Genomic DNA, 8197 nt, shown 5'->3' on the forward strand with positions numbered 1-8197 from the left:
CTTGTGCAACAGCACTATTAGCCAAACCTAAAATGTAAAGGAATATTAATTTAATTTTCATATTAATCAGCCTTTTTCAACAAATATTCCGCTTTCTGACTTTGGATAATCTTACTGTAAAAGGCCTTCAGATAGGGGTACTCATCGGGTTCGTAAATGGCATTATTAAACTGCAAAATCTGACTTAATGATAGCGTTTTTCCGTCTAATTGCGTTTGAAGCAAATATCTTCCACCATTATTTGGAAGTCCGATGGCCATATCTTTTGGCTTTTCTACCAGATTATAATGCTGATTAAGATCGATGTTGATAATGATCCGCTCATCAGATGCAACACCTAAATCAACAGGATAGGTTCTTACATTCAAGTTGAACGGGTTTTTGGTAATTGCATTGATGAAAAATGGACTTAAATAGAAATTGTTTTTATTGGAACCATCAGTTATGGTGAATTCAATTTCGTAATTTTCTGTAAGCGGGTTTTCAACGCTATCCAGATTATCAATAGTGTGATTCACAATTTTAATTTTTGTCAGTCGATCATCCAATTTTTCTACAAATTCATCAGCCGAAGTGTATCGTTTAATTTCTTTTCTTTTATTATATGCAGCATAACCCTGAGAAATTGTGCTTAAGGTTCCGATCACTTTACCATCCTGATTAAGTTTTCCATTTAAAATATAATTGGTTACTGTTTTCTGACTGGCTTTTAAATCAATCCAATAAGATGGCTTTTTCAGATTAATCACACGTCCCTGATCATTCATGCAGCGCAAGGGCAATAATCCAAAAGGCAGTAAGGGTTCGGTAGCATCTAACATGTAGCTCTTATCGCCAATGTTAACCTTAGCTACAACATAGTTAAAATCAGAAATTACGGGATAAAGTTTGTTTATGGCACCGTTTTCTCTGGTAGATAGAATAACCGCTTCAGCATCGAGATTTGCAGCAGAGAGTGCAGCAATTAAATTAAGGTTTACATCTGCAACGCATCCCGATCGGTTTTCTAAAGATTTTTTAATATTATCTACACTGTAAATACCATAATAATTATCCCATTTCACCTGTTTTTTGATATAATTATAAATCGCTTTAGCTTTATTTAAATCATCAGTAGCATCGTTGATAATAGCTGGAATTAATTCCTTATAAACATCTTTGCGTTTCATTTGCGAACCAAAAGATTTATCGCTGGTAAGCTCATAATCAACATCTTTCCAGGTTTTGGTATATGATGTTTTCGCACCCGAAGGATTAACCACGTCAGAAAGTTCAAAATAAACGGCAGACTTGAAATTGCTCGGTGCTGTCATATTATCTTCTTCGATAAAAGCAGGCACATTTTTCATTAGATAGGTAATCTTTGAACAATCAATGGTGGCTCCGTTCAAGCGTAAGCATTCGCGTAACAGTTCTACCTTCTGATCGGTTAGTTTCTGATAACCCCGAAGCGAAACATTGTAATTATAGAGTCCGGGAATAAGCACCTGGTATTCACTAATTACCTTCGGTATGTTACTTTGAAAATTCCACGTTTTGAAGTTAAATAGGTTTGGAGACTTTAAGCGGTAACTATATTCAATAATTGACCCCTCAGATAAATTAGGCAGGGTGAATTTCAGCAGTTTAGTATACTTGGATCTGTTTTCAAAAAAAGTAGCTTTTCTATCCATAGCAGTTTCCACAAATCTTCCGCTCACATAATTAAAGGTTGACGCCTTTAAATCATTGATGGTTTCTTCACGCGTATCATCTTTATATAGTGGAACAATTACATTAGCGTTGTCAAAGCCTTCCTTGTTATAGATTTTTATCTTCACATGGTAATCAAAAACAAGTTCTAAACGGCCAGTAGCATCATCAATATCAATCCTTGCGGTACCAAACTCTTTGAGCACAACCGCATTGGCATTACTGTCTATTTTTTTTCTATCAAATTCATAATCATCATAGGTGATGGCACCGTAATCGAAGTTTTGTGAAAAAGCAGTGATAGATAGAATAGATAATAGAAAGAGGAACAAGAATTTCTTCATGGAGGGCGTTGTTTAATTTATGGCAATTTAAAGCTAGGATTTAATATTCAGAAATAATTTGAAAATTATATTTTGAATTTAATTAGCGGTTTTATAAACTAATCAATCCTTTTTAGCACTTTTGAATAAACATATAAAATCGATCTAGTGTAATGCTATGTCATCTTTCTCATATCTAATAAAATGAAATTAAACTTAAAACGTCCGCTAGCCTTTTTCGATTTAGAAGCTACCGGTATAAATGTAGGCGCTGATAGAATTGTAGAAATAGCCATTTTAAAAGCGATGCCAGATGGTACTGAAGAAGTTAAAACTTGGCGGGTGAATCCGGAAATGCCAATTCCTTTGCAAACTTCCTTAATCCATGGTATTTACGATGAAGATATTGCAAATGAGCCTACTTTTAAAGTTTTAGCAAAAGAAATTGCCGAGTTTATAGGAGATAGCGATTTAGCCGGTTACAACTCTAATAAATTTGATATACCGATGCTTTTAGAAGAATTTTTGAGGGCAGACATCGATTTTGATATGAAAGAACGGAAATTTGTTGATGTGCAAAATATTTTCCACCAGATGGAACAACGTACATTAAAAGCAGCCTACAAATTTTATTGTCAGGAAGATTTAGTGAATGCCCATGCCGCTGAAGCTGATGTAATCGCAACGTACAAAGTTTTGCTTGGTCAGCTTGAAATGTATAAGGAGAAGGAATTTGAAGATAAGCAAGGAAACAAGAGTATTCCGGTTGTAAACGATGTTGAGGCTTTGCATATTTTCACCAATATTCACAAACCTGTAGACTTTGCGGGAAGAATGGTTTATAACGATAAAAATGAAGTTTGCTTTAACTTTGGTAAACATAAAGGTAAAACTACAGCACAGGTGTTTGCCGTAGAGCCAAGTTATTATGCCTGGATGAAACAGGGCGATTTCCCGCTTTACACCAAGAAAAAATTAGACGAAGAGTGGGCGAAGTTTAACGCAAAGAAAAATGAAAACCGTGCAGCAAAACCGCAACAAAATGCGCCAGCGCAACGACCACAATATCAACAAAAGCCACAGCCTAAGCCTGAAAAACCAGCTCAGCCCATAAATACAGATATGTTGGAGCAGTTAAAGATGAAATTTGGTAAGTAATTTCAGCAGCTGTCATAATAGTTGTCAGTCAATCATTTAGAATGAAATCAATAAAAATAGCAGGCATTTTGCTGTTCTCTGCAATTTGTGCAAATGCACAGGTTCAGCTTCCCATTGAACCAGTGTTTAAGAATACATATGAAAGGGGAACCCGTTCAGTTTCCGGTAAACCTGGTCAGCAGTATTGGCAAAATTCTTCAAAGTATAATCTGGTAGTTGATTTCAATCCTGTATCGCGATTGTTGAAAGGACAAGCTGAGGTAGTTTACACCAATAACAGTCCTGATACTTTGAAAGAAATCTGGTTTAAACTTTATCCTAATCTATATAAAAAAGGAACACCCAGAAAATCAAAAATCTCTGAATCAGACTTGGGCGAAGGCGTGAAAATTACTTCAGTTTTGCAGAACGATCAACAACTTGGACTCAGTCATTTGCAAATTGATGGTACTAACATGCAAATCGCCATCCAGCCTTTGTTGCCTGGTAAAACAATTAAATTCAAATTCAATTACAACTATACCATCAATAAAGGATCGCATGTCCGCACCGGACAAGTGGACGAAGGCTCTCATTTCATCGCTTATTTTTTTCCGAGAATTGCTGTTTATGATGACGTGGATGGCTGGAATAAATATCCTTACACGGGTGCCGAAGAGTTTTATAATGATTTCGATCAGTTTAAGGCTCAAATTAAGGTACCTGCTGGATATAGTGTTTGGGCTACTGGAGATTTAACAAATCCTGATGATGTTTTCCAGAAACAGATTGTATCGAGGTTATTGAATGCTGAAAAAAATGATGCTGTTGTAGATGTGATTACCAATGAGGATTTAGCAGGTAAAAAAGTAACGCAACCCAATACCTTCAACACGTTTAAGTTCGAAGCTAAAAATGTTACCGATTTTGTTTTTGCGTTAAGTGATCATTATCTCTGGAAATCTACCAGTTTAGTTGTTGACCCGAAAACAAAACGCAGAACACGGGTTGATGCAGTTTTTAATCCAAAACATAAAGATTATTATGAAGTGATTGACTTTGCCCGAAAAACAGTTGAATCGATGAGTTACAAATTTCCTAAATGGCCATTTCCGTACAACCACGAAACTATTTTTGATGGTTTAGATCAAATGGAATATCCGATGATGGTAAATGATAACCCTGTAGATAACAGAGAGGATGCCATCACCCTAACTGATCATGAAATTTTCCATACCATGTTCCCGTTTTATATGGGGATAAATGAAACCAAATACGGTTGGATGGACGAAGGCTGGGCGACAATAGGTGAGTGGCTGATTTCTCCTATGATTGATTCGACTATTGTGGATGAATATGGTATTCAGCCAACCGCTTCATCATCAGGAAGCAAAGATGACACCCCAATCATGACATTAACACCCGATCTGAAAGGATCTGGAAGTTTTACTAATTCTTATCCCAAACCCGGTTTAGCTTATTTATATGTTAAGGATTATTTAGGTAATGAACTATTTACCAAAGCACTTCATCACTATATTAAGAACTGGAATGGGAAACATCCAATGCCGTATGATTTCTTTAACAGCATGAATGAAGGAAGTGGCAAAAACCTGAACTGGTTTTGGAAACCATGGTTTTTTGAAGGAGGCGTTTTGGATATGGCAATAAAATCTGTTGAAAAAAATTCTGACGGATATACTGTAACAGTAGAAAATAAGGGCGTTAAAGCACTGCCCATAGACTTGACATTAACTTACAGCGATGGTTCAAAAGAAACGCGTCACAGCAGCATCGGTATTTGGGAAAATGCTACAAAGCAGGTAGAGATAAAAATTAAAACTGATAAAAAATTGAGTAGGGTGGTAATGGGAAGCAGCCATGTACCCGATAAGGTTAAAAGTGACAACAGCTTTAATGTGAACTAATAAGGTATCTGTCATTGCATTTCATTCGGTAATCTTTATAAACAGATGCCTTTTATGTTGCAATGACGGATTACTCCGTTTTTAAAAAATCAATATTTCTTTTTAAGCCGGCTAGCTTCGTTCTCTTTACTGCTGAGCCTTTGAAAACCTTTTTAAAAACTTCATCGGTTATCTCTGTCAAATCTTTTTCAGTTAAATCCAGCAAACCGTTTTCAGCTTTAAATGCTGCTTCCGAATGGACTTTCGAAAAGCGATTCCAGGGGCATACGTCCTGACAAATATCACAGCCAAACATCCAGTTGCCCATTTTGTCTTTAAACTCGTTTGGAATCTCATTCTTTAGCTCAATGGTTAAGTAAGAGATGCATTTTGTTCCATCAACCACTTGTGGGGCAATGATCGCATCTGTTGGGCATGCATCTAGACATCGGGTACAGGTTCCGCAATGGTCGGTTTGAAAAGGGTGATCATAATCCAGCTCCAGATCTATAATCAACTCGGCCAGGAAGAAAAATGAGCCATCGGTTTTACTGATGAGATTAGAGTTTTTCCCAACCCAGCCAATGCCTGATTTTTTTGCCCAAGCCCTGTCGAGCACCGGTGCAGAATCAACAAAGGCCCTGCCAGATACTTCTCCTATATTTTCTTCAATGAAATGAGTTAGTGCCTTTAACTTGTCTTTAATCACATGGTGATAGTCTTGTCCGTATGCATATTTTGAAATTTTAGGCGCATTCGGATCTGCCTGTTTTTCTTCGGTATAATAATTTAAGGATAGAGAAATCACTGATTTTGCACCATCAACAAGCAGCCGGGGATCAAGACGTTTATCGAAATAATTTTCCATATACTTCATCTCGCCATGATGATTTTTATTCAACCATTGTTCCAACCGCGGCGCCTCCTCTTCCAAAAATTCGGCCTTTGAAATACCGCACGACAGGAAGCCGAGCCTAATGGCTTCATCTTTTATGAGTTGGCTATATTTTACAGCATTGTTGTACACGAAATGCAAAGATAAGGCTTAAGAAGCAAAACCTTTTTAACAATCGCTTGTTCTATTTACAGAAAACTAAATTAATTAATTGCAGTTCTTTAACATTCAAAGAATTGGATTAAAAGAACCTTACTCAACAATACTTATGGAAAATATAGATCCAAAACATACGGAATCGGGAGAAGCTCCTAAGCCGATAGAGAAAGATTACGAAAGTCATAAAGAAGATCCCGGACCGGCGCAACCTGCCGTAACAGAAAAAGATGAAAACGGAGCAGGATCAGTTTTAAAATGGATCATCCCAATTGCAGTGGTTATTGGCCTGATCGTATGGTTTGCGATGAAAAAATAGTTAGCTTTAGTTTATAATGAACGCCGGTTGTTGATGCGACCGGCGTTTTTTTATGCTGTGTTATTTTAAAAGTTTTGTTTGATACAAATCCGTTCTTCTATCCTTCAATATTTTTACTGTTCCATAATGGTGCAACTCATCCAGCAGATGAAGATCTACATCGGCTAACAAAACCATTTCAGTATTCGGAGTAGCCTCCGCTTTAATTGCATTGGTAGGAAAGGCGAAATCAGATGGTGTAAACACGGCAGATTGTGCAAACTGAATATCCATGTTATTAACCTTAGGAAGGTTACCCACACAGCCCGCAATGGCTACATAACATTCATTTTCAATCGCCCGGGCCTGGGCACAGTGCCGAACTCGGGTATATCCGTTCTGTGTATCTGTTAAAAAAGGTACAAAAAGTATCTGCATGCCCTGATCGGAGTAAATTCTACTTAATTCTGGGAATTCGACATCATAGCAGATTAAAATACCAACTTTACCGCAATCTGTATCAAAAACCTGAACCTTATCTCCACCTACCATACCATAATATTTTTGTTCGTTTGGCGTGATGTGAATTTTACGGAATTCATCAATCTTGCCCGTTCTATGGCACAGGTAAGAAGCATTGTATAGTTTACCGCCATCTAGTAGGGGCATACTTCCGGTAATAATATTGATATTGTAACTCAATGCATATTCATGCATTTTGGCGACGATTTCTTCTGTTTTTTCAGCCAGTTTCCGCATGGCCTCAATTTCTGGTAGATGATTATAGGGCTGCAGCAAAGGTGTATTAAATAACTCTGGAAACATCACAAAGTCTGATTTGTATCCACTTACCGCATCTACAAAAAATTCTACCTGTTCATAAAATGATTCCATATCCGGAAACAAACGCATTTGCCACTGAACCAGCCCTAAGCGGATAGTCATAGCCGAACGTGCTGAAGCATCTAAACCCTGATAATAGATATTATTCCACTCAATTAAAGTTGCATATTCCTTCGATTCTTTATCTCCAGGAAGATAATTTTTTAATACTTTTCTTACGTGGAAATCATTTGAAATTTGGAAGGTTAAAGTAGGATCATAAATCTCTTTCGACTTTACTTTATCAATATATTGCCTTGGAGAAAGGGTTTGGGCATATTGGTGATAACCTGGTATTCTTCCCCCGGCGATGATGCTTTTGAGGTTTAAACTTTCACAAAGTTCTTTTCTTGCTTCATAAAGCCTGCGACCTAACCTCAAACCCCTGAATTCGGGATGCACGAAAATTTCGATGCCATACAAAGTGTCACCATTTGGATCGTGGGTGGTAAAAGAATAATCTCCGGTGATTAATTTATAGGTATGTCGATCGCCATATTCGTCATATTCCACAATAATAGAAAGTGAGCAAGCCACTACCTTATCATCAACAGCAATACAAAGCTGGCCTTCAGGAAAAATATTTAGAAGTTTTGCAATACTTGATTTGGGCCAAATAGAACCGCCCATGCTATCGTACGCTTGCAACATTGATTCTTTTAAATCGGCATAGTCTTCCAGCGTTAATTTTCGTATTTCTATATTCATAATGTTTGATTTCTACATTGATGAACAGAGAAGTGGCCTAAATGTTCATATTATTTAAGGTTTCTACCAAGCGTCTTACTAGTTTGATATGCAATGACCTTTACAAACTATCATAACGATAGCGCTGCAAACATGATCATGAGCAGATAATATATAGCGAGATATTATTGGCTAAATAGCATTTTGAATAGATATAACC

At 37.0% G+C, this 8197-nt stretch carries 6 protein-coding genes; 3 read left to right on the forward strand and 3 right to left on the reverse strand.

Going from position 1 to position 8197, the window contains the following annotated elements:
* Positions 1-62: 62 nt before the first annotated feature.
* Complete coding sequence (locus ON09_RS20815) at positions 63-2036, reverse strand: DUF3857 domain-containing protein (RefSeq protein WP_010603002.1); 1974 nt, start codon at positions 2034-2036, stop codon at positions 63-65.
* 183 nt (positions 2037-2219) lie between these two features.
* Here ON09_RS20815 and ON09_RS20820 point away from each other — a divergent pair, with 183 nt between their 5' ends.
* Both ON09_RS20820 and ON09_RS20825 read left to right on the forward strand, forming a co-directional pair.
* Positions 2220-3173 carry an exonuclease domain-containing protein gene (locus ON09_RS20820; RefSeq protein ID WP_010603003.1) on the forward strand — a complete coding sequence of 318 codons (954 nt, stop codon included), beginning with the start codon at positions 2220-2222 and terminating at the stop codon, positions 3171-3173.
* A gap of 41 nt (positions 3174-3214) precedes the next feature.
* Complete coding sequence (locus ON09_RS20825) at positions 3215-5080, forward strand: M1 family metallopeptidase (RefSeq protein ID WP_010603004.1); 1866 nt, start codon at positions 3215-3217, stop codon at positions 5078-5080.
* Positions 5081-5150: 70 nt separating this feature from the next.
* Here ON09_RS20825 and queG read toward each other — a convergent pair whose 3' ends face one another.
* A complete protein-coding gene (queG, locus tag ON09_RS20830) occupies positions 5151-6086 on the reverse strand; it encodes a tRNA epoxyqueuosine(34) reductase QueG (protein ID WP_010603005.1) in 936 nt (311 codons plus the stop codon).
* A 136-nt stretch (positions 6087-6222) separates the two neighbouring features.
* Between queG and ON09_RS20835 the strand changes: the two genes are divergently transcribed.
* Entirely contained in the window at positions 6223-6429 is a 207-nt protein-coding gene (locus tag ON09_RS20835; protein ID WP_010603006.1) for a hypothetical protein, read from the forward strand.
* Between the two features lie 60 nt (positions 6430-6489).
* Here the strand turns inward: ON09_RS20835 and ON09_RS20840 are convergent, their stop codons facing one another.
* Complete coding sequence (locus ON09_RS20840) at positions 6490-7998, reverse strand: bifunctional GNAT family N-acetyltransferase/carbon-nitrogen hydrolase family protein (protein ID WP_010603007.1); 1509 nt, start codon at positions 7996-7998, stop codon at positions 6490-6492.
* Between the last annotated feature and the right edge of the window lie 199 nt (positions 7999-8197).

It is taken from the genome of Pedobacter agri PB92, from assembly GCF_000258495.1.
Classification (GTDB): domain Bacteria; phylum Bacteroidota; class Bacteroidia; order Sphingobacteriales; family Sphingobacteriaceae; genus Pedobacter; species Pedobacter agri.

Excerpts from the sequence above, each read along its gene's own strand:
- ON09_RS20815 (WP_010603002.1), bottom strand. The coding sequence starts at position 2,036 with ATGAAGAAATTCTTGTTCCTCTTTCTATTATCTATTCTATCTATCACT.
- ON09_RS20820 (WP_010603003.1), top strand. The coding sequence starts at position 2,220 with ATGAAATTAAACTTAAAACGTCCGCTAGCCTTTTTCGATTTAGAAGCT.
- ON09_RS20825 (WP_010603004.1), top strand. The coding sequence starts at position 3,215 with ATGAAATCAATAAAAATAGCAGGCATTTTGCTGTTCTCTGCAATTTGT.
- ON09_RS20835 (WP_010603006.1), top strand. The coding sequence starts at position 6,223 with ATGGAAAATATAGATCCAAAACATACGGAATCGGGAGAAGCTCCTAAG.
- ON09_RS20840 (WP_010603007.1), bottom strand. The coding sequence starts at position 7,998 with ATGAATATAGAAATACGAAAATTAACGCTGGAAGACTATGCCGATTTA.